General features: G+C 66.5%; 20 protein-coding genes. 12 read left to right on the top strand and 8 right to left on the bottom strand.

Annotated elements, in window-relative coordinates; genetic code table 11:
- Positions 1-72: 72 nt before the first annotated feature.
- From IM738_RS06385 to IM738_RS06415, 7 genes are all read right to left on the bottom strand, one after another.
- Positions 73-975, bottom strand: a complete 903-nt coding sequence (locus IM738_RS06385) for a LysR family transcriptional regulator (RefSeq protein WP_236965050.1) — start codon at positions 973-975, stop codon at positions 73-75.
- Positions 976-1,055: 80 nt separating this feature from the next.
- Positions 1,056-1,610 (bottom strand): NUDIX hydrolase, encoded by a 555-nt coding sequence (locus IM738_RS06390; RefSeq protein ID WP_236965051.1) that lies wholly within the window; start codon positions 1,608-1,610, stop codon positions 1,056-1,058.
- Between the two features lie 81 nt (positions 1,611-1,691).
- Positions 1,692-2,789, bottom strand: a complete 1,098-nt coding sequence (locus tag IM738_RS06395) for a TRAP transporter substrate-binding protein (protein ID WP_236965052.1) — start codon at positions 2,787-2,789, stop codon at positions 1,692-1,694.
- A gap of 202 nt (positions 2,790-2,991) precedes the next feature.
- Positions 2,992-3,687 carry a fumarylacetoacetate hydrolase family protein gene (locus IM738_RS06400; protein ID WP_236965053.1) on the bottom strand — a complete coding sequence of 232 codons (696 nt, stop codon included), beginning with the start codon at positions 3,685-3,687 and terminating at the stop codon, positions 2,992-2,994.
- Positions 3,688-3,765: 78 nt separating this feature from the next.
- Complete coding sequence (locus IM738_RS06405) at positions 3,766-4,089, bottom strand: 2Fe-2S iron-sulfur cluster-binding protein (RefSeq protein ID WP_236965054.1); 324 nt, start codon at positions 4,087-4,089, stop codon at positions 3,766-3,768.
- A gap of 20 nt (positions 4,090-4,109) precedes the next feature.
- The gene (locus tag IM738_RS06410) at positions 4,110-5,588 is read right to left on the bottom strand and encodes a glutamine synthetase family protein (protein ID WP_236965055.1); all 1,479 of its coding nucleotides are present in this window, start codon (positions 5,586-5,588) and stop codon (positions 4,110-4,112) included.
- Positions 5,585-6,973 carry an aromatic ring-hydroxylating dioxygenase subunit alpha gene (locus IM738_RS06415; protein ID WP_236965056.1) on the bottom strand — a complete coding sequence of 463 codons (1,389 nt, stop codon included), beginning with the start codon at positions 6,971-6,973 and terminating at the stop codon, positions 5,585-5,587. Before IM738_RS06415 ends, IM738_RS06410 begins: the two co-directional genes overlap by 4 nt.
- A gap of 78 nt (positions 6,974-7,051) precedes the next feature.
- Here IM738_RS06415 and IM738_RS06420 point away from each other — a divergent pair, with 78 nt between their 5' ends.
- The 6 genes from IM738_RS06420 (at position 7,052) to pgeF (ending at position 12,756) form a co-directional block, all read left to right on the top strand.
- On the top strand, positions 7,052-7,771 hold the full coding sequence (locus IM738_RS06420) for a GntR family transcriptional regulator (RefSeq protein ID WP_236965057.1): 720 nt from the start codon (positions 7,052-7,054) through the stop codon (positions 7,769-7,771).
- A gap of 148 nt (positions 7,772-7,919) precedes the next feature.
- The gene (locus IM738_RS06425) at positions 7,920-9,491 is read left to right on the top strand and encodes a thymidine phosphorylase family protein (RefSeq protein WP_236965058.1); all 1,572 of its coding nucleotides are present in this window, start codon (positions 7,920-7,922) and stop codon (positions 9,489-9,491) included.
- Positions 9,492-9,495: 4 nt separating this feature from the next.
- Entirely contained in the window at positions 9,496-10,410 is a 915-nt protein-coding gene (locus IM738_RS06430) for a ribose-phosphate diphosphokinase (protein WP_236965059.1), read from the top strand.
- A 270-nt stretch (positions 10,411-10,680) separates the two neighbouring features.
- Entirely contained in the window at positions 10,681-11,061 is a 381-nt protein-coding gene (locus IM738_RS06435) for a hypothetical protein (RefSeq protein ID WP_236965060.1), read from the top strand.
- 226 nt (positions 11,062-11,287) lie between these two features.
- Complete coding sequence (maiA, locus tag IM738_RS06440) at positions 11,288-11,929, top strand: maleylacetoacetate isomerase (protein WP_236965061.1); 642 nt, start codon at positions 11,288-11,290, stop codon at positions 11,927-11,929.
- A complete protein-coding gene (gene pgeF, locus IM738_RS06445; protein ID WP_442908490.1) occupies positions 11,926-12,756 on the top strand; it encodes a peptidoglycan editing factor PgeF in 831 nt (276 codons plus the stop codon). The genes maiA and pgeF overlap by 4 nt, the downstream gene beginning before the upstream one ends.
- Here the strand turns inward: pgeF and IM738_RS06450 are convergent.
- A complete protein-coding gene (locus IM738_RS06450; RefSeq protein ID WP_236965062.1) occupies positions 12,676-12,999 on the bottom strand; it encodes a hypothetical protein in 324 nt (107 codons plus the stop codon). The genes pgeF and IM738_RS06450 overlap by 81 nt on opposite strands.
- A gap of 132 nt (positions 13,000-13,131) precedes the next feature.
- Between IM738_RS06450 and phaC the strand changes: the two genes are divergently transcribed.
- The 6 genes from phaC (at position 13,132) to IM738_RS06480 (ending at position 20,156) form a co-directional block, all read left to right on the top strand.
- Complete coding sequence (phaC, locus tag IM738_RS06455; RefSeq protein ID WP_442908491.1) at positions 13,132-14,973, top strand: class I poly(R)-hydroxyalkanoic acid synthase; 1,842 nt, start codon at positions 13,132-13,134, stop codon at positions 14,971-14,973.
- Positions 14,974-15,014: 41 nt separating this feature from the next.
- Positions 15,015-16,193: an acetyl-CoA C-acetyltransferase gene (locus tag IM738_RS06460; protein ID WP_236965063.1), complete on the top strand. Its 1,179-nt coding sequence runs from the start codon at positions 15,015-15,017 to the stop codon at positions 16,191-16,193.
- A 153-nt stretch (positions 16,194-16,346) separates the two neighbouring features.
- Positions 16,347-17,084, top strand: coding sequence for an acetoacetyl-CoA reductase (gene phbB, locus IM738_RS06465; protein WP_236965064.1), 738 nt, complete (start codon positions 16,347-16,349; stop codon positions 17,082-17,084).
- 322 nt (positions 17,085-17,406) lie between these two features.
- Positions 17,407-18,471: an outer membrane beta-barrel protein gene (locus tag IM738_RS06470; protein ID WP_236965065.1), complete on the top strand. Its 1,065-nt coding sequence runs from the start codon at positions 17,407-17,409 to the stop codon at positions 18,469-18,471.
- A 174-nt stretch (positions 18,472-18,645) separates the two neighbouring features.
- Entirely contained in the window at positions 18,646-19,707 is a 1,062-nt protein-coding gene (gene dusA, locus IM738_RS06475; protein WP_236965066.1) for a tRNA dihydrouridine(20/20a) synthase DusA, read from the top strand.
- Between the two features lie 11 nt (positions 19,708-19,718).
- On the top strand, positions 19,719-20,156 hold the full coding sequence (locus tag IM738_RS06480; RefSeq protein WP_236965067.1) for an FKBP-type peptidyl-prolyl cis-trans isomerase: 438 nt from the start codon (positions 19,719-19,721) through the stop codon (positions 20,154-20,156).
- Positions 20,157-20,214: the final 58 nt, after the last annotated feature.

A 20,214-nucleotide genomic window follows, 5' to 3' on the forward strand; every position in this document is an offset into this window, starting at 1 on the left:
CAACCGTGCTGCGAGGGAGCCCCGGAACGCGAAAGCAGCTGTCCGGAATCCGGTTGGCCGAGCTGCCGTGTCTTACGAATTCAGCAAGGCAGGCGCCACTTCCTGGATCAGCCTGGACACCTCGCGCAGCGCGTGGGTGGAGGGCCGGTGAAGGGTGGTGCCGAGCACCACCGAGCGCGAAAGCACGGGGTCGACGATGTGCAGGGTGGTCAGGCGTTCGCGCTGGGGTGCGCTCAGCTGGCCCGCGGTGATGGCGAACCCGCCGCCGTGCGCCACGATCTCGTGCTGGAGGTGGATGGAGTCGGCCTCCGCCGCCATCTGGAGCGACGCATCCCGCTGCCGCGCCAGGCCTTCCAGCCGCGAGCGCATCGGGTGGGGGTTGGACGGCAACACCAGCGCAAGCGCCAGGACCTCGTTGAAGCTGATGGTCTGGCGAGACGCGAGCGGGTGGGCCGCCGGAACGATCAGCGAGAGCGGCAACGTGGTCAGAACGGGCTCGTCCGGGTGGGCGGTGTTTTCCTCTCGCAGCAACAGCGAGAGGTCCAGGCGTCCCTCCTTGAGCCACTCTTCGAGCTGCGCGCTGGAACCTTCGGTGATGTGCAGCTGCACCTCGGGAAACCGCTGTTTGGCTTCAGCGAAGAGCGGCCCCGCGAGAATCGCCACGGTCGACGGCAGCAAGCCCAGACGCACCTCGCCCATCGGAACGCCCCGGCTGGCGCGGATGTCGTCGGCCAGCTGCTCGCTCGCCAGGATCATGGCCTTGATGCGGGGGTAGATCCGCTCGCCGAGTTCGGTCAGCACCACCCCGCGACCCGTGCGCCGGAACAGGCGGCTGCCGGACTCCTCTTCGAGCTGGGCAATGTGCCGGCTGACCACCGACGGGGGCATGTCCAGCGCCGCAGAGGCGCGCGACAGGCTGCCCAGTTCGGCGACTTTCGCGAACAGATGCCATTTCGGATCCAGGATGGTCTGCACGGTGGGGTGTGGGACGGGAAGCCCTGGCGGAGTGGTTCGGTTCGCCGCCGCCGCGCGCTGACCGGGGCGGCGGCGGGCGCTCAGGCGATGTCGATGGTGTGGAACCCGAACCGCCCGCGGCGGCGGTCGGCGAAATAGCACTCCAGCGTTTCGCGCACCGTGCGGAACGCGATCTCGTCCCAGGGAATCTGGTCTTCGGTGAAGAGCCGAGCCTCGATGGTTTCAAAACCGGGATCAAAGTGGTCGCTGAGCAGGCGGGCCCGGTAGTACATGTGCAACTGGCCGACGCGAGCCACGTTCATCAGGGTGAACAGCTCGCCGAGTTCGATCTGCGCCCCCGCTTCTTCGATGGTCTCGCGGTGCGCGCCCTCGGCGGTGGTTTCGCCCAGCTCCATGAAGCCGGCCGGCAGGGTCCATTTGCCCTTGCGCGGCTCGATGTTGCGCAGGCAGAGCAGCACCTGTTCGCCGGTCTCGCCCCACACCGGCACCGTGCCCACCACATTGAGCGGGTTCTCGTAGTGCACGGTGTGGCACACGGTGCAGATCGCGCGGGGTTTGGTGTCGCCGTCGTCGGGAAGCCGGTAGGTGACGCTCGCGCCGCATTGGCGGCAGTGCTGAATGGGGCTGCGTTGCATGCGGCAAAGTGTAGGGGGAAATGACCAAGGGCCCCGTGAGGAGCCCTTGGTCGGTGGGGGTGGAGACAGGGTCTCCGGTGATCAGCCCTTCTTGGCCGGCGCCGCCGTTTTGGCGGGCGCCGCAGGCGCCGCTGCGGCCACCTTGCCGTGCTTCTCGATCAGGCCCTTGGCCGTCTCCAGCAGCTGCTTGCCGTTGAAGCCGCGCTTGTCCATGTCCTGCATCCACTCCACCTCCACCAGGCGGGCCTTGCGCTTGAACTCCTGCGCTTCGGCGGCGGGGATGGTGTAGATCGAGTTGCCCTGTTTGACAGCCGATTCGCGGCCGGCGATGTCGCCGGTCTGCTGCACCTTGCCCAGCCAGGCCGAGGTCTCCAGGCCGGAATTCTTGTCGATGATGGCCTTCAGGTCGGGCGGCAGCGAGGCGTATTTGGCCTTGTTCATCGCCATCACGAACGTGGTCGTGTAGAGCGCACCGCCAGCGGGGTCGAACTCGCTGTGGAACTTGGTCAGCTCGTGCACCTTGACCGAGGGCACCACTTCCCAGGGGATCACGCAGCCGTCGATCACGCCTTTGGACAGCGCGTCGGGGATCTGCGGCAGGGGCATGCCCACCGGCGAAGCGCCGAGGTAGCTCAGCATTTTCGTGATCTGGCGCGTGGGGCCCCGCACCTTGGAGCCGACGAGGTCGGCGGCGGTCTTGACCTGCTTGTTGCGCATGTGGAACATGCCCGGGCCATGCACCTGGAGCGCCAGCACCTGCACGTCCTTGAACTCGTCCTTGGCGGCGGTCTGGGTGTATTCCCAGAAGGCTTTCGAGGTGGCTTCGGCGTTGTTCATCATGAACGGCAGCTCGAACACCTCGATGCGCGGGAAGCGGCCGGGCGTGTTGCCCGGCAGGGTCCAGACGATGTCCACCACGCCGTCGCGGGCCTGGTCGAACAGCTGCACGGGCGTGCCGCCCAGCTGCATGGCGGGGTAGGCCTCGAACTTGATGCGGCCGTCCGAGTCCTTGGTGACCTTGTCCATCCACGCCTTGTGCATGTTGAGCCACACGTTGGACTGCGGGGCCATGAAGGTGTGGAACTTGAGCGTGACGCTCTGCTGGGCCAGGCCCACCAGGGCGGGGGCGCCGAAGGCCACGGCGGCGCCGGACTGGAGCAGGGTTCTGCGTTGGATCATGGAAAAGGTCTCCTGGGTTCGGTCAATCAAAAGAGGAAAACGAGGGTGTCAACCCGACGAAGTTAAAGCCTGGCGCCGCAGGGGCGCTTCGGGTCAAACCCGCGAAGGGCGGACGTGAATGTCCATTTCGTGATTTATTTTTGTGAAATGCATTCACCCATGCGAAATTATAAGTGGGTGCTGATGGGGGTCGGGCCCGGCTTCAGGCCACCTTGACCGTGATGCCACTCAGCCCGTCGACGCCACCGGTCATGGTGTCGCCCTTGACCACCGCCGCCACGCCTTCGGGCGTGCCGGTGTAGATCAGGTCGCCGGGCTGCAGTTCCCAGGCGTTGGACAGGTGTTCGATGGTCTCGGCGATGTTCCAGATCAGCTTGGCGACGTTGCTGCGCTGGCGGTCGCTGCCGTTGACCTGCACCCAGATGGCCGCGTTGGCGATGTCGCCGGCCTCGGCCGCGGGCGTGATCGGGCCGATGGGGGCCGACTGGTCGTAACCCTTGCCGATGCACCAGGGGCGGCCCTGCTTCTTCATCTCGGTCTGCAGGTCGCGGCGGGTCATGTCCAGGCCCACGGCGTAGCCGAAGATGTGGCTTGCGGCGTCTTCGGCCTTGATGCCACGACCGCCTTTGCCCATCGCCACGACCAGCTCGATCTCGTGGTGCAGGTTGGAGGTGAGGCTGGGGTAGGGGATGACGGCGGTCTTGCCAGGGTCGGCGACCACGATGGCGTCGGCCGGCTTGAGGAAGAAAAACGGCGGCTCGCGGCCGGTGAACCCCATCTCCTTGGCATGCTCTTCGTAGTTGCGGCCGACGCAATAGATGCGGTGCACCGGAAAGCGTTCGGCACGTCCGACCACGGGCACGGAGACGACGGGCGGTGGGGTGAAAACGAAGCTCATGAAGTCCTTTCTGGCGCGGGGTGGGGCGGGCGGTCAGTATAGGCAGGCAGGGCTGGCGGGGGGGCTGGAGGTCTGGGCTCAGTACTGGCTGGCCGGCAGCCGGACCACCAGCCCGTCGAGCGCGGGCGTGAGCTGAATCTGGCAACTCAGGCGGCTGCCGGGCTCCACCGGGCTGGCCGCGAAGTCCAGCATGTCGCGCTCGTCGGGAATGGCGGGTGGCAGCCGACCGATCCAGGGCTCGTCCAGCATCACGTGGCAGGTCGCGCAGGTGAGCGAACCGCCGCAGTCGGCGTCGATGCCCTTGACATCGGCGTCCACGGCCGCTTTCATGAGGCTCTGGCCCGGTGCGGTCTGGATGGTCTGCTCCGTGCCGTCGGCGCGGATGAATCGGATCTGGATCATGGTCTCGTGGGGGTGGTTGATCAGGTGCGGCTGAAGTATTCGCGGCGCTCGAAGTCGGTGCTGTCCTTGGCGTCGGCGTGGCGGTTGATCTCGGACTGTTTGATGCGGCAGAAATGGTGCACCACGTCGCCGCCCAGGCCTTCGTTGAGCGCCGCATCGGCGCGAAGGGCGGCCAGTGCGTCGCCCAGCGTCGTGGGTATTCTGGGGTGTTCGCCGGCGTAGGGCGTGTCCGATGCGGCGGGCGGCTCCAGTCCGCGCAGCAGGCCGTCGAGCCCGGCGTGGATCTGCGAGGCGATGTACAGGTAGGGGTTGGCGGCGGGCTCGCCGATGCGGTTTTCGATGCGCGTGGCGCCATCGCCCGGCCCACCGACCACACGCAGCATGGCGCCGCGGTTGTCCTGACCCCAGAGGATGCTTTGTGGTGCGAGCGCGTTGGGCCGGAAGCGGCCGTAGCCGTTGACCGTGGGCGTGCACAAGGCGGTCATGCCTTCGGCGTGCGCCAGCAGCCCGGCCAGCCAGTGGGCGCCGGCGTCCGACAGCGCGTGGCGCGCGTCCGCCCGCGTGCGGCCGGGTTCGGCGCTGGCGCGCGCGAAGGCGTTGAGCCCGGTGCCGCGCTCCACCAGCGACTGGTGCAGGTGCCAGCCGCTGGACATGATGTTCGGGAAGGGCGGGCGGCACATGAACGTGGCGTGATAACCCGCGCGGCGCAGCGCCTGGCGCACGCCGTTGCGGAACAGCACCATCTGGTCGGCGGCCGTCATCGCGTCGGTGGCGTCGAACACCGCCTCCACCTGGCTGGGGCCGAGCTCGATTTCGAGCGACTGCAGGGGCAGGCCGAGCGCCTGCGCCGTGTCCATGACGATGCGCATCGGTTCGTCGACCATGTCCATCATGGCCTCGGACTGCAGGTTGTAGCCGGGGTGGATCATCTCCACGCTCGGCGGCAGGCCAGGCCAGCCGGCGAGTTCGGGATCGAGCTGCGGGTTGGTGTCGGTGATGCGGTAGATGTGGAACTCGACCTCCAGGCCGGTCTTGAGACCGAAGCCGGTGGTGCCCAGTTTGTCCAGCGCCTGCTGCAACACGCGGCGGCTGTCGATGGACACGGGCGTGGCGTCCTGGAACCACGGCTGGCAGCGCAGCCAGCCCGTGCCGGCGCTCCAGGGCAGGAGCGTGAAGCTGGCCGGGTCGGGCAGCAGCACCAGGTTGGCGGCCCCTTCAAAGCCGGGCAGGTCGGCCGCGCCGCCGGACTCGAACACCTTCCACGCCGTGCGGTCGGCACTGTCCTTGAGCATCATCGTGCCCACCATGCCCACGCCGTGGCGCAGCGCGTGGATCGCCGCCGACGCCATCAGCGTCTTGCCACGCAGCATGCCGTGCACGTCGCACCAGCCCATGCGCACGCGTTTCACACCGCTGGCCTCGATGAGTTGGGCGGTCTGCCGGCAAGCGGCTTCCCGCTCGGCGTCGTGCACGTCGCAGCGTTGGGCGAAGTGCGTCATGTCGCGGCCACCGTGTCGTTGGCCGTGGCTGTGGCGGCGGTGTTGTGCCAGGGCGCGCTTTCGCGCTTGCTGCGCACGGCGTCCTGCCACCAGGCGGGCCAGCCGTCGGCGGGGGCAATGCCGTCCACCGTGTCGGGGCCGGTGATGCTGGCGTGTTGTGCGGGGTCGGCGATGCCGGGCGCTGTGCCACCTTGTTCGACCGTGTCCATGGCCTGCAACAACATGCGCCGGTTCGCCATGATCACTTTGTCGGTGGTGCCCAGGTGCTCCCGCGTGCGGTCCTGGATGGCGCCCATGCTCTCGCAGGCCCACTGGTCGTGCACGTTGATGTCGTCCTCGCCCATGCCGAGGTAGGTGCGGTTCTGCTGCTCTTCGGCGTTGAAGCCCCACTGGTTGTGGCGGCCGGACTTGGGGATGTAGTCGGGCAGGGTGACGGCGGCCAGGCGCTGGTTGCGCATGGTGTCCTTGTCCACCGGTTGGTCGAAACTGGTGAAGAAGGCAAACCAGTGATTGCGCGTGTCGTCCACCGGCACGTGCATCTGCGTGATCGTCATGGTCTCGGAGAGCGGGATCACGAAGGTCTGCGGGAACACCGCGTTGGTGATGCGCACGTGGGTGAGTGCGTCGGTCATGGGGCGCAGCGCGGTCAATTGCAGGCCATAGGGCTGCTGGGTGAAGCTGATCTCAGGCTGGCCGAATTCGCGCATCACCTTGGTCATGGGCCAGCGCTCGCCGCCCACCTCGCCCACGCTGGCGCCGCGGAACTGCTTGCCGTAGCTGTCGTCGAGCGAGGCGTCGTGGAAGAAGCGGTGCAGGTACGAAGCGTGGGCCGGGTCGATGCCGACCTCGAACGCCTGCAGCCAGTTGCAGTGCCACAGGCCCTTGAACACGAAGCTGTGCGTGGACGGCGCTTCAAAGCAGTCGAGCGCGGGGAAGGGCGGTGGCGTGCTGCCTTCGGGGCCGAACCAGCCGAACAGCGCACCGGCTTTTTCGATCAGTGGGTAGCTGCGTTGCTTGACGCGGGTGCACAGCGTGCTGCCCGCGGGTTCGGCCGGGGTTTCGGTGCACTGGCCGCTCACGTCGAACTTCCAGCCGTGGAAAGGGCAGCGCAGGCCGTCGCCCTCGTTGCGGCCGAAGGCCAGGTCGGCGCCACGGTGCGGGCAGTCGCGGTCGAGCAGGCCGAAGGCGCCTTCTGCGTTCCTGAACAAGACAAAGTCCTGCCCCAGCACGCGCACCGCTTTCACCGGGCGCACGGCCATCGCCGGATCGAGTGCCGGGTTGAACTCGTCGAGCAGCGCCACCGGCTGCCAGTAGCGGCGCAGCAGTTCGCCGCCCGGTGTGCCCGGCCCGACCTGGGTGATGCGCTGGTTCAGTTCGGCTTTCATGCGGAGGCTCCTGTGGCTGTACGGTGGGTGTTGGTTAAACGGTATCCCGTTTTGTGGATTCAGTGTACAGTTTGCGGCATGAGCCTGCAAGAAACCGTTTTGATGCAACTGCGCGACCTGATCCTGAGCGGCGAGTTCGCGCCCGGCCAGCGGCTGGCGGAGCAACAACTGGCCGAGCGCCTGGGCGCTTCGCGCACGCCGGTGCGCGCCGCGCTGGTGACGCTGGAGCAGGAAGGGCTGGTTGAGGCCAACGACACCGGCAAGTACCTGGTGCGCCAGTTCACCGCCCGGGAGGTCACCGACGCGATCGCGGTGCGCGGCCACCTGGAAGGCATGGCGGCGCGGCTGGTCGCCGAGCACGGCGTGTCTCGCCAGCTGCAGGGCGATCTGCAGGCCTGCCTGGACGAGGGCGACCGGCTGCTGGCCGACAACCCGCTCACGATCGAGAGCTACGCCGCCTACGCGGCCATGAACGACCGTTTCCACGCGCTGATCCTTGCCGCCTGTGGCAACCGCGCGCTGCAGCGCGCCGTGGCGCTCAACGACAAGCTGCCGTTCGCTCCGGCGTCCGCCATGTTGCCCATGCAGGGCACGGTGGCGCTGGACCGCGACTGGATGCTCTACGCCCACCGTCAGCACCACATGCTGTTCGACGCGCTGCGCCGGGGCGAGGGCGCGCGCGCGCAGGCGCTCGGTGTGGAGCACACCGAGGTGGCGCAGATGAACATGCGCCTGGCGCTGGAGCGGCGCGCCGAGTCCGAGCGGTTCATGCCCGGGATGCGGCTGGTGGTGGGCTGAACACGGCTCCCCCTGCGCCGGCCCTGCGGGCCGTCACCCCCTTGCAGGGGGCAACACCTGCGGCCTGGCGAAGCGAGTTCCGCGGTGTTTCTGGATGGGGAGCGTCGCGCGTGGTTTGGTTGGTGTTTTTGCGGTGTATCGTGCCGACATGAGTGCTCAACCAGAACAAGAGACAAGCGACCGCGGCAGCCTCGTGCTGCGCCGCGTGGCCATCGACACCTACCACGAGAACGTGGCCTACCTGCACCGCGACTGCGCGGTCTACCGGGCTGAGGGATTTCAGGCGCTGTCCAAGGTGGAGGTGCGCGCCAACGGCAAGCGCATCCTGGCCACGCTGAACGTGGTGGACGATGAATCGATCGTCGGTTGCAACCAGCTCGGCGTGTCGGAAGACGCTTTTGCCCAGCTGGAAGTGCCCGACGGCCACCCGGCGTCGGTGTCGCAGGCCGAGCCGGCCGAGTCCATCCCGGCGCTGTTTCGCAAGATCAATGGCGAACGCCTCACACGGGATGACTTCCACGCCATCGTGCGCGACATCGCCGAGCACCGGTATTCCAAGATCGAGCTCACCGCTTTCGTGGTCGCCAGCAACCGCAGCGAGCTGGACCGCGAAGAGGTGTTTTTCCTCACCGAAGCCATGGTCGCCAGCGGCCGCAAGCTGGACTGGCACGAGCCGCTGGTGGTGGACAAACACTGCATCGGCGGCATTCCCGGCAACCGCACGTCCATGCTGGTGGTGCCCATCGTCGCGGCCTACGGGCTGGTGTTCCCCAAGACCTCGTCGCGCGCCATCACCTCGCCCGCGGGCACGGCCGACACCATGGAGGTGTTGGCCAATGTGGAGCTGCCGTTCGAGCAGCTCACCGGCATCGTGCACTCGCTCAAAGGCTGCCTGGCCTGGGGTGGCACGGCCAACCTCTCGCCGGCCGACGACGTGCTGATCTCGGTCGAACGGCCGCTGAACATCGACTCGCCCGGGCAGATGGTGGCGTCCATCCTGTCCAAGAAGATCGCGGCCGGCGCCACCCACCTGGTGCTTGACATTCCCATCGGCCCCACCGCCAAGGTGCGCTCCATGCCCGAGGCGCAGCGCCTGCGCCGGCTCTTCGAATACGTGGCGCAGCGCCTGCACCTGTCGCTGGACGTGGTCATCACCGACGGCCGCCAGCCCGTGGGGTGCGGCGTCGGCCCGGTGCTGGAGGCGCGCGACGTGATGCAGGTGCTGGAGAACCACCCCGATGCCCCCAACGACCTGCGCCAGAAGTCGCTGCGACTGGCGGGCCGCCTCATCGAATGCAGCCCCGATGTGCGCGGCGGCGACGGCTTTCGCATCGCGCGCGACATCCTCGATTCGGGCCGCGCGCTGGCGCAGATGCAGGCCATCATCACGGCGCAGGGCGCGCGCGGTTTCGACCACCATCATCCGGCACTGGGCGCGCTCACGCTGGAGCTGACCGCGCCGCGGGCGGGCGTGGTCACTGGCATCGACAACCTGCAGATCGCGCAGATCGCCCGCCTGGCCGGGGCGCCCAAGGTCCAGGGGGCGGGCGTGGACCTGTGCGCCAAGCTGGGGGATGCCGTGGCCGAGGGTGAGGTGCTGTACCGCGTGCATGCCAGCTACCCGGCCGATCTGGAGTTCGCCCGCCAAGCGACGCTGCGGGCCAGCGGCTACACCCTCGGTGAAGCCGGGCAGGTGCCGCAGGTTTTTGTGGAGTTTTGATGTGATGTCTTCCACCCCCCCGTTGTCCGCGGGCTGCCTGTTGTGTTTTGACGATGAGCAAGCCATCGCCCAGGCTGCAGCCATTGCGGCGGGCCTGTCGTTCGCCGTCATCGAGCGCCACCGTTTCCCCGACGGTGAGCTGCGCCTGCGCCTGCCCGAGGCGCTGCCGCCGCGCGTCGTGATCTGGCGTGGCCTGCACCAACCCAATGAAAAGATCGTGGAACTGCTGCTCGTGGCGCCCACCGCGCGGCAGCTTGGCGCGCAGCACCTCACGCTGGTGGCGCCGTACCTCGCCTACATGCGGCAGGACATCGCGTTCAACCCCGGCGAGGTGGTGAGCCAGCGTGTGCTGGGCGCCTGCCTCGCCACGCTGTTCGACGCCGTGATCACGGTGGACCCGCACCTGCACCGGGTGGCCACGCTGGAAGAGGCGGTGCCGGTGAAAGACGCCGTGGTACTCAGCGGCGCGCCGCTGCTCGCCGACTTCATCGCCAGCCGGCGGCAGGACGTGTTGCTGATCGGACCCGACGAAGAGTCGTTGCAGTGGGTGGCGCAGGCCGCGCAGCGCCACGGCTGGCAAAGTGGTGTGTGCCGCAAGACGCGCCACGGCGACCGCCATGTGGACATCGAACTGCCCGGCCTTCCCGTCGCCGGACGGGCGGTGGTGCTGATGGACGATGTGGCCAGCTCGGGTCACACGGTGGCGCAGGCCGCGCGGCTGTTGAAAGCGGCCGGGGCGGCGTCGGTGGACGTGGCGGTGACGCACGCGCTGTTCGCCGCCGGTGCCGTGCAGCTGATCCGCGAGGCCGGTGCCAGTCAGATCTGGAGCACCGACTGCATTCCCCACGCCAGCAACGCGGTCTGCATCGTGCCTGCGGTGGCGGCTGCCCTGGCTGCGCTGTTGCCTGCGCCCGCCTGAAGAGAGCTTCTCTCACCCCGGCGCCTCAACACCCGATCTCCTGAGCCACGGGTGGCCCACGCGCCCGGTGTGCGCTGGCACACCGACACGCGCGAGAAAACCGCGCAAGCTCGCGTCAAGCGGGGATGCCGGCCACACGGCCGCAGAACCGCCCTTACCGGGGCGAGGCCTGATCAGCCAACGCTCAAAGCCTGTGCCAGAAGCTGATCGACTCTGCAGGAACCACCGACAGGATGCGGGGGTTCTTTGTCAGCGACCCAAGGAATCACCATGCATTCGTTCAAACTCATCGCCATCGCCACCACCGCCGTGGCCCTCTCCGCCTGCTTCTCGCTGCCGCCCGGCCCGGCAGGCCCGACGGGCGCGACCGGTGCCACGGGTGCCACCGGCACGACCGGCTACACCGGCGCCACCGGCGGTGCCGGGGCCCAAGGTGCCACGGGCTACACCGGTGCGACCGGCGGGACCGGCGCCACGGGTGACACCGGGGCCACCGGCGCGACCGGCTACACCGGCGCCACGGGCGGAACCGGGGCCACCGGAGACACCGGCGCCACCGGCTACACCGGTGCCACAGGCGCCACCGGAAGCAAAGGTCCTCGTGGTGCCACCACCACCGGCGACACCCTGGTGATCGTCCCGGCACGCTGAGTTCGCCTGGGCGCACCCGCGTCGCGCTGGATCCAGCGCCCAGGGACACCCAAGCCCCCAAGCGCTGACCGGTGACGGTCGTGCCGCGCATCGGTGGGTGAGAACGCCCTTCGGGGCGTTTTGTTTGGCATGCGTGTGTGCCAACGGTTTTGACTGGGCAAGGGCCCGGTGGGGCTTTGCCGCCCGCTTGGCTCCTGCCGGGCGGTCCGGTTTATCCTTCGCCACCATGAAGCTCTACAACTACTTCCGTTCCTCGGCCTCGTTCCGCGTGCGCATCGCGCTCGCGCTCAAGGGCCTGTCGTACGACTACGTGTCGGTGCACCTGGCCAAGGGTGAGCACAAGCTGGCCGCCTACGGTGACGTGTCGGCCGACCAGCTGGTGCCGTTGCTGGAGCTGGACGACGGCACGCGGCTCTCGCAATCGATGGCCATCATCGAGTACCTGGACGAGATGCATCCCGAGCCCGCGCTGGTGCCACGCGACGCCATCGGCCGCGCGCGCGTGCGGGCACTGGCGCAGTCGATCGCCTGTGAGATCCATCCGATCAACAACCTGCGCGTGCTGAAGTACCTGTCCAGGGAGCTGAAGGTGGACGAAGAGGCGAAGAACACCTGGTACCGCCACTGGGTGCGCACAGGTCTCGAGGCGTTCGAGCGTCAGCTCGCCCAGCTGCCGGCTTCGCGCTTCTGCCACGGCGACACGCCCACCCTGGCCGACTGCTGCCTGGTGCCTCAGATCTTCAACGGCCAGCGCTTCAACACACCGCTCGACGGCCTGCCGCGCACCATGGCGGCCTTCGACGCCTGCATGGCCTTGCCCGCGTTCCAGCAGGCGCAACCGTCGGCCTGCCCGGACAACGAACCTTGACGGCCATTCCGCAAGACTGGCTTGTGCCCGACTGGCCGGCACCGGCCCGGGTGCATGCGCTGTTCACCACGCGCTCGGGCGGTGTGTCGCAGGCGCCGTTTGACAGCTTCAATCTGGGCGACCATGTCCGCGACGATCCGGTGGCCGTGGCGGCCAACCGCACGCGGTTGCGCGGCGCGACCGGTGTGCGCCCCGTGTTCCTGGCGCAGGTGCACGGCGTGGCGGTGGCGGAGCTGGATGCCGACACCGCCGATGGCACGGAGGCCGATGCCTGCCTGAGCACACGCCCGGGCGTGGCTTGCACCATCATGGTGGCGGATTGTTTGCCGGTGCTGTTCACGAACACGGCGGGCACGGCGGTGGCGGCATCCCATGCCGGCTGGCGCGGGCTGGCGGGCGAGGGTGCAGCGCCCGCAGGGCAGGGCGTGCTGGAGGCGACGTTCGATGCGTTCGTGCACGCCGTTCAACGAACGGACCCGGCGGCCCGCCACGACAGCGTGGCGGCGAACACCCTGGTCTGGCTCGGCCCGTGCATTGGCCCCGAAGCGTTTGAAGTGGGGCCGGAAGTGCGCGAGGCGTTTGTCTCGAAGCACGCCATCGCCGCAGCCTGTTTCACCCCGTCGTCAGCGCCTGGGAAATACAGGGCGAACCTGCAGGCCCTGGCCCGGCTGCGCCTGCAGGCGCTGGGCATCACCCAGGTGTCGGGCAACGATGGCACACCGCCATGGTGCACCGTCTCGCAGGCTTCAAGGTTCTTTTCGCACCGCCGCGATGCCGTCCGCCTGGGCAGCACCGGCCGCATGGCCGCCTGCATCTGGCTGGGCTGAATCGGGTGGCGCGGTCGTTTCGGCTGCGCCGGCACGGCGGGCCTGGTCCTCAACCGCTTCACGTGCCTTGATCTCTTTTCGGCGCTGGGGTGCACGCATCAGGTAAACCACCAATGCGACCGGAAGCAAACCGTACAAAAAGAAGGTCACAATGGCTCCGAGCACGGTGCCCGTCGTGTTCGACGCTTCGGCCACCGCCATCATCATCACCACGTACAGCCAACCGATCACAACCAGATACACAGCGTTCCTTGCACAGCGGGAAAGAAGTTGTCAGCTTGCTGGAAGCAGCCAGACAGACACTAGGGAAAACCCGGAACCTCTCCCCCAGGGGAACCGATAATAAGCCGCTGGTCAATACCATTGGAGACAAGCATGACATCTGGGAAAAACGCTCCTCAGCCTTGGCTTGAGGCAGCGCAGCAGTTTCAACAAAATCTCATCAACCAGTGGACACAGGCCGCCCAGGCTTTTCCAGGTGCGGTGGCGCAGGCACCTCAGGGCTCGGGCGATCCGTTCGCCGCGTTCAAGGTCTTCATGCCGCAAGCCGGCGCCGCCAACCCGTTTGGCATGGCGATGCCGCAGGCCGGTGGCACCATGGGCATGCCTGGCATGGGCGACATGTTCAACACCGCGGCGGGCCAGAAGGTCAGCTTCGATCCCGCCAAGCTGCTCGAAATCCAGAACACCTACCTCAAGGACGTGGCGGGGCTCTGGAACCACGGCCTGGACCACCAGCCGCAGGGTGACCGCCGCTTCGCAGGCGAGGCCTGGGCGAGCAACCCCGTGGCCGCGTTCTCGGCAGCGGCCTACCTGCTCAATGCCCGCACGCTGATGGCCCTGGCCGATGCGGTGGAAGGTGATGCCAAGACCAAGACGCGCGTGCGCTTTGCGGTGCAGCAGTGGATCGACGCCAGCGCACCGAGCAACTTCCTCGCCTTCAACGCCGAAGCCCAGAAGAAGGCCATCGATACCCAGGGTGAAAGCATCGCCAAGGGCGTGGCCAACCTGCTGCACGACATGAAGCAGGGTCACGTGTCCATGACGGACGAGAGCGTGTTCGAGGTGGGCAAGAATGTGGCCACCACCGAAGGCGCCGTGGTGTTCGAGAACGAGCTGTTTCAGCTGATCGAATACAAGCCGCTGACGGCCAAGGTCTATGAGCGCCCCTTCCTGCTGGTGCCGCCCTGCATCAACAAGTTCTACATCCTCGACCTGCAGCCTGCCAACTCGCTGATCCGCTACTGCGTGGAGCAGGGCCACCGCACCTTTGTGGTGAGCTGGCGCAACCCCGACGAGTCGATGTCGGGCAAGAGCTGGGATGACTACATCGAAGACGCGGTGATCAAAGCGATCGGCGTCACGCAGGACATCACCGGGGCCGAGACCATCAACGCGCTGGGCTTCTGCGTCGGCGGCACCATGCTCAGCAACGCGCTGGCCGTGCTGGCCGCGCGCGGTGAAGAGCCCGTGAACAGCGCCACCTTCCTCACCACGCTGATCGACTTCACCGACACCGGCATCCTCGACGTGTTCATCGACGAGCCCTTCGTGAAGATGCGCGAGATGCAGTTCGCCCAGGGCGGCCTGATGCCCGGGCGCGACCTCGCCACCACCTTCAGCTTCCTGCGTCCGAACGACCTGGTGTGGAACTACGTGGTAGGCAACTACCTGAAAGGCGAGTCGCCGCCACCGTTCGACCTGCTGTACTGGAACTCGGACGCCACCAACCTGCCCGGCCCTTACTACGCCTGGTACCTGCGCCAGACCTACCTGGAAAACAACCTGGTGAAGCCTGGCAAGACCACCGTCTGCGGCGAGAAGATCGACTTCCGCCTGGTCAAGCTGCCGGTCTACATCTACGGCTCGCGCGAAGACCACATCGTGCCCATCGGCGGCGCCTACGCGAGCACCCAGGTGTTCCCGGGCAAGAAGCGTTTCGTCATGGGCGCCTCCGGCCACATCGCCGGTGTGATCAACCCGCCCGCCGCGGGCAAGCGCAGCCATTGGGTGAGCAACGCCAACAAGTTCCCGGCCGACGTGAACGACTGGATCGCCGATGCCACCGAACACAAGGGCAGTTGGTGGACCGACTGGGCCGCCTGGCTCAAGCCATTGGCTGGCAAGCAGATTGCTGCGCCCAAGACCTACGGCAAAGGCAAGACCTACGCCGCCATCGAGCCGGCTCCGGGCCGCTACGTCAAAGCCAAAGCCTGATCTTTTTGTGACTTTTTTTTGACCCCTGAGGAGACACCTGCATGGAAGACATCGTCATCGTTTCAGCCGCCCGCACGGGCGTGGGCAAATTCGGCGGCTCGCTCGCCAAGACTCCGGCCACCGAGCTCGGTAGCATCGTCATCAAGGCGCTGCTGGAGCGCACCGGCCTGCCGGTCGATGCCATTGGTGAGGTGATCATGGGCCAGGTGCTGGCTGCGGGCGTGGGCCAGAATCCTGCCCGCCAGGCCATGATGAAGGCCGGTGTGGCCAAGGAAACGCCTGCACTCACCATCAACGCCGTCTGTGGCTCGGGCCTGAAGGCCGTGATGTTGGCCGCGCAGGCCGTGGCCTGGGGCGACAGCGAGATCGTGATCGCTGGCGGCCAGGAGAACATGAGCGCCAGCCCGCACGTGCTCAACGGCAGCCGCGACGGCCAGCGCATGGGCGACTGGAAGATGACCGACACCATGATCGTGGATGGCTTGTGGGACGTGTACAACCAGTACCACATGGGCATCACCGCCGAGAACGTGGCCAAGGCCCACAACATCACGCGCGAGATGCAGGATGCGCTGGCCGCCGGCAGCCAGTCGAAGGCCGCTGCTGCACAGGCCGCCGGCAAGTTCAAGGACGAGATCGTTGGCGTGAGCATTCCGCAGCGCAAGGGCGACCCGGTGCTGTTCAACAGCGACGAGTTCATCAACGCCAAGACCACCGCCGAAGTGCTGGCGGGTCTGCGACCTGCCTTCGACAAGGCCGGTTCGGTGACCGCTGGCAATGCATCAGGCATCAACGACGGCGCCGCTGCGGTGATGGTGATGACCGCCAAGAAAGCCGCCGCCCTGGGACTGACACCACTGGCGCGCATCGCCGCCTTTGGCACCAGCGGCCTCGACCCGGCCACCATGGGCATGGGTCCGGTGCCCGCCTCCCAGAAGGCCTTGGCCCGCGCGGGCTGGAAGGCGTCGGAGGTGGACCTGTTCGAGCTCAATGAAGCGTTCGCGGCTCAGGCTTGTGCCGTCAACAAGGCGTTGGACATCGATCCCGCCAAGGTCAACGTCAACGGTGGCGCCATCGCCATTGGCCACCCGATCGGGGCGTCCGGCTGTCGCATCCTGGTGACGCTGCTGCACGAGATGCAGCGCAGCGGTGCCAAGAAGGGCCTGGCGGCGCTGTGCATCGGCGGCGGCATGGGTGTGTCCCTTGCCGTCGAACGGTGACCCACTCCTGCGCCGCCTGTGGCGTCACCCCCTCTCAAGGGGGCGGGGCGAATGGCCCGGCGAGGCCGGTTCCACCGCACCTTGGGTGAGGTCACCGCGTTGCCACAACAAGTTTTTTAATGCCATTCGGCAACACCTAGAGGAGCAAACAACATGAATCAAAAAGTTGCGTATGTCACCGGCGGCATGGGCGGCATCGGCACCGCCATCTGCCAGCGCCTGCACAAGGAGGGCTTCAAGGTCATTGCTGGCTGCGGTCCGACGCGCGACCACCAGAAGTGGATCGACGAGCAGAAGGCCTTGGGCTACACGTTCTACGCGTCGGTGGGCAATGTGGGTGACTGGGACTCCACCGTGGAAGCCTTCACCAAGACCAAGGCCGAACACGGCAGCATCGATGTGCTGGTCAACAACGCAGGCATCACCAAGGACCGCATGTTCCTGAAGATGTCCCGCGAAGACTGGTCCGCCGTGATCGAAACCAACCTGAACTCCATGTTCAACGTGACCAAGCAGGTCGTGCCCGACATGGTGGAAAAGGGCTGGGGCCGCATCGTCAACATCTCGTCGGTCAACGGCGAGAAGGGTCAGGCCGGTCAGACCAACTACTCGGCTGCCAAGGCCGGCATGCACGGTTTCTCGATGGCGCTGGCGCAGGAGCTGGCCACCAAGGGCGTGACGGTCAACACCGTGAGCCCGGGCTACATTGGCACCGACATGGTCAACGCGATCCGTCCCGACGTGCTCGAAAAGATCGTGGCCACCGTGCCGGTCAAACGCCTTGGCAAGCCGAGCGAAATTGCTTCCATCATCGCCTGGCTGGCCAGCGAAGAGGGCGGTTACGCCACTGGTGCGGACTTTTCTGTCAACGGTGGTCTGCACATGGGGTGACAGGCCTTTGCCTCCTTGAAAGCCCCGCATCCGCGGGGCTTTTTACTTTTTGATTCTCTATTTGTGTTGCAAATCGGTCGTTGTAGGTAAATCTCCTAATTTGACAGCGGGCTTGGTGTGTAATGCGCCATCGTGCACAGGAACTGCGTCACACCGATGTGTGGCTGGTTCCTCGACGTATGGTGAGGAAAACGCTTTTTTCATTTCTTCACATGGATCGGGCGAACGGGACCGCAATACTCGACAGGGAGCCATCCGATGGTTCTTTGGACGGTTCCGGTGTCTGTCCGATGGCTTTTTTTGTTTTTTTGGAGTTTTTTCAATGACTTTCAACCTACGAAGCATCGCATTCGCCACGATGTTGGCCGCTGCAGCAACGACCGTTGCAGCACAGACCAACGTCATCAAAGACGCTGACGGCAATGTGGGCTACACCACCGCTGAAGCTTGTGATGCCGCTGTGCTTGACGGTTCCGCCAAGTTCTACACCCCCTCCACCCGCATGGCGCCCAAGCGCCGCGCCGGCGAAGCCACGGTGACCGGCATGACCCTCAAGGATCTGGGTGCCGAATACAACCTCGGCGCCTGTGACAAGGGCGCTCCGCACGCCTTCGGCCGTGGCGGCGTGAGCAAGGCGCTGCAGGGTCGCTGGATTCCGTACAGCGCGTCCATGCCGATCAATGCCTACAAGGACAAGAGCGGCAAGATCGTGCGCGTGACCATGCGCGACTGCGACAACAACTTCTCTGGCATGTTCCCACGCGGCGTGCCGGCTCCTGCGCCCAAGGCTGCCGCTCCTGTGGCGCCGGTCGCCGTGGCACCCGCACCCGTGGTGATGGCTCCGGCTCCGGTGGTAGCCGCTCCTGCGCCAGCGCCGATGGCCAAGCCTGCCGTGGTCGCCTTCCCGTACGTGTTCGGCACCCTGGGTGCCCAGCGCGATCTGATCGGCAACGACGCCGTCAACGGCATTGCCCAGCACGATGACCACGACTCGAAGCTGGCCTTGCAGGCCGGTGCCGGCTACCAGTTCAACAAGCTGTGGGGCGCTGAAGCCTTTGTGCAGGCTGGCAAGCGCCTGAACTACGAAAACGGTTTCGAGTCCCAGGCTCGCACGCTGGGCCTGCGCGCCACCGTGGGCCAGGACATCGGCGAGGCAGCCCGCGTGTTCGCCAAGCTGGGTGTCGCGCGCGTGGATCACCCGCAAGACACGGCCGGTTCGGCGCAAACCCGCCCGACCGTGGGTCTGGGTGTGACGTACAACCTGAGCAACAACCTGGCGCTGCGTGGTGACTTCGACCACTACGTCAAGAAGAGCACCAGCACCGGCAAGGACTGGAAAGCGCTGAACTACGTGGGCATCGGCCTGCAGTACTCGTTCAAGCCTTGAGCGTTGACTGACGGTCGTCCATGACCGAGCCGCCGAGCATGCCGCACACACTGCGGGGTGCTCGGCGGTTTTTTTTGTGGCACCCGGCCTGGGTCGCCGCTGCAGGCCTGTGGTCAGCGGATTCCCGTCGACGGTCTCACCCTTGTTGAACGGGGGTGCTGGGATAATCTTGGCATGTTGTCTTCTGGTTCTCTGGTGTCCGATGTCCCGTCGGGGTCTGCCTCCTCTTTCTGGCGCCTGTCTGTCGCACCCATGATGGGGTGGACAGATCGCCATTGCCGTTTTTTCCACCGTCTGCTGACCCGCCACACGCTGCTGTACACCGAGATGGTGACCACCGGTGCGCTGATCCACGGCAACGCGGCCCAACACCTGCATTTCAATGGTGAGGAACACCCTGTGGCCCTGCAGCTGGGCGGCAGCGAGCCGGCCGACCTGGCGCAGTGCGCGAAGCTGGGCCAGGCACGCGGCTACGACGAAATCAACCTGAACTGCGGTTGCCCGAGCGAGCGCGTGTTGCGTGGGGCCTTCGGCGCTTGCCTGATGGGCGAAGCCGAACTGGTGCGCGACGGCGTGAAGGCCATGGTGGATGTCGTGGACATCCCGGTCACGGTCAAGCACCGCATCGGCATCGACAAGGTGGAGAGTTACGACTTTGTGCGCGACTTCGTGGGCACGGTGGCCGAGGGCGGCTGCACGACCTTCCTGGTGCACGCGCGCAATGCCTGGCTTCAGGGCCTCTCGCCGAAAGAGAACCGCGAAATCCCGCCGCTGCGTTACGAACTGGCCTACCAGCTCAAACGCGACTTCCCGCACCTCACCATCGCGGTCAACGGCGGCATCACCACCAACGCGCAGATCGCCGAACACCTGGTGCAGGTGGACGGTGCCATGATCGGTCGCGAGGCGTACCACAACCCCTGGTTGATGGTGGACTGGGATGCCCGTTTCTATGGCGACCTTTCGCTTGAAATGCCCACGCGCGAAGCGGTGGAACTGGCCATGGTGGACTACATGGAGCGTGCCCACGCCGAGGACGGCGTGAACTGGTATTCCATCGCCAGCCACATGCTGGGCTTGCGCCACGGTCTGCACGGTGCGCGCAAGTGGCGCCAGGTCTGGAGCGACCACCGCCTGAAACCCCTGCCGCCGCGCGAGGTGTGGGCGATGGCTCAGGCGCATGTGGGCCCGCCTGCCGAAGCCGCGCGCACCGATTCCCTTGTTTCGTCCATCTGAGAACCTGAATCATGAAACGTTTGCTGATTTGTTCCGCCGCACTGGCGAGCAGCCTGTTTGCCCTGCCAACCCTGGCGCAAAACGCCGTGTTGGACACCGCCGCCAAAGAGGCCGGTGCCGTGGTCACCAAGACCGGACTGGTCTACCGCTCGCTCAAGGACGGCAATGGCGCCAGCCCCGGCGCGACCGACACCGTGAAAGTGCACTACAAGGGCACCTTCCCGGACGGCAAGGAGTTCGACAGCTCCTACTCGCGAGGCACGCCGATCGAGTTCCCGCTCAACCGCGTGATCCCCTGCTGGACCGAGGGCGTGCAGCGCATGAAGCTGGGGGGCAAGGCCAAGCTCACTTGCCCGAGCGCCATCGCCTATGGCGAGCGTGGCGCCGGTGGCGTGATCCCGCCCAATGCAACGTTGGTGTTTGACGTGGAGCTGCTGGGCATCAAGTAGGTCACCCCCGCGCCGCTTCGCGGCACCCCCCAAAGGGGGCGATGCCTGTGGCCCGGCA

Source organism: Hydrogenophaga sp. SL48 (assembly GCF_021729865.1).
Lineage (GTDB): Bacteria > Pseudomonadota > Gammaproteobacteria > Burkholderiales > Burkholderiaceae_C > Hydrogenophaga.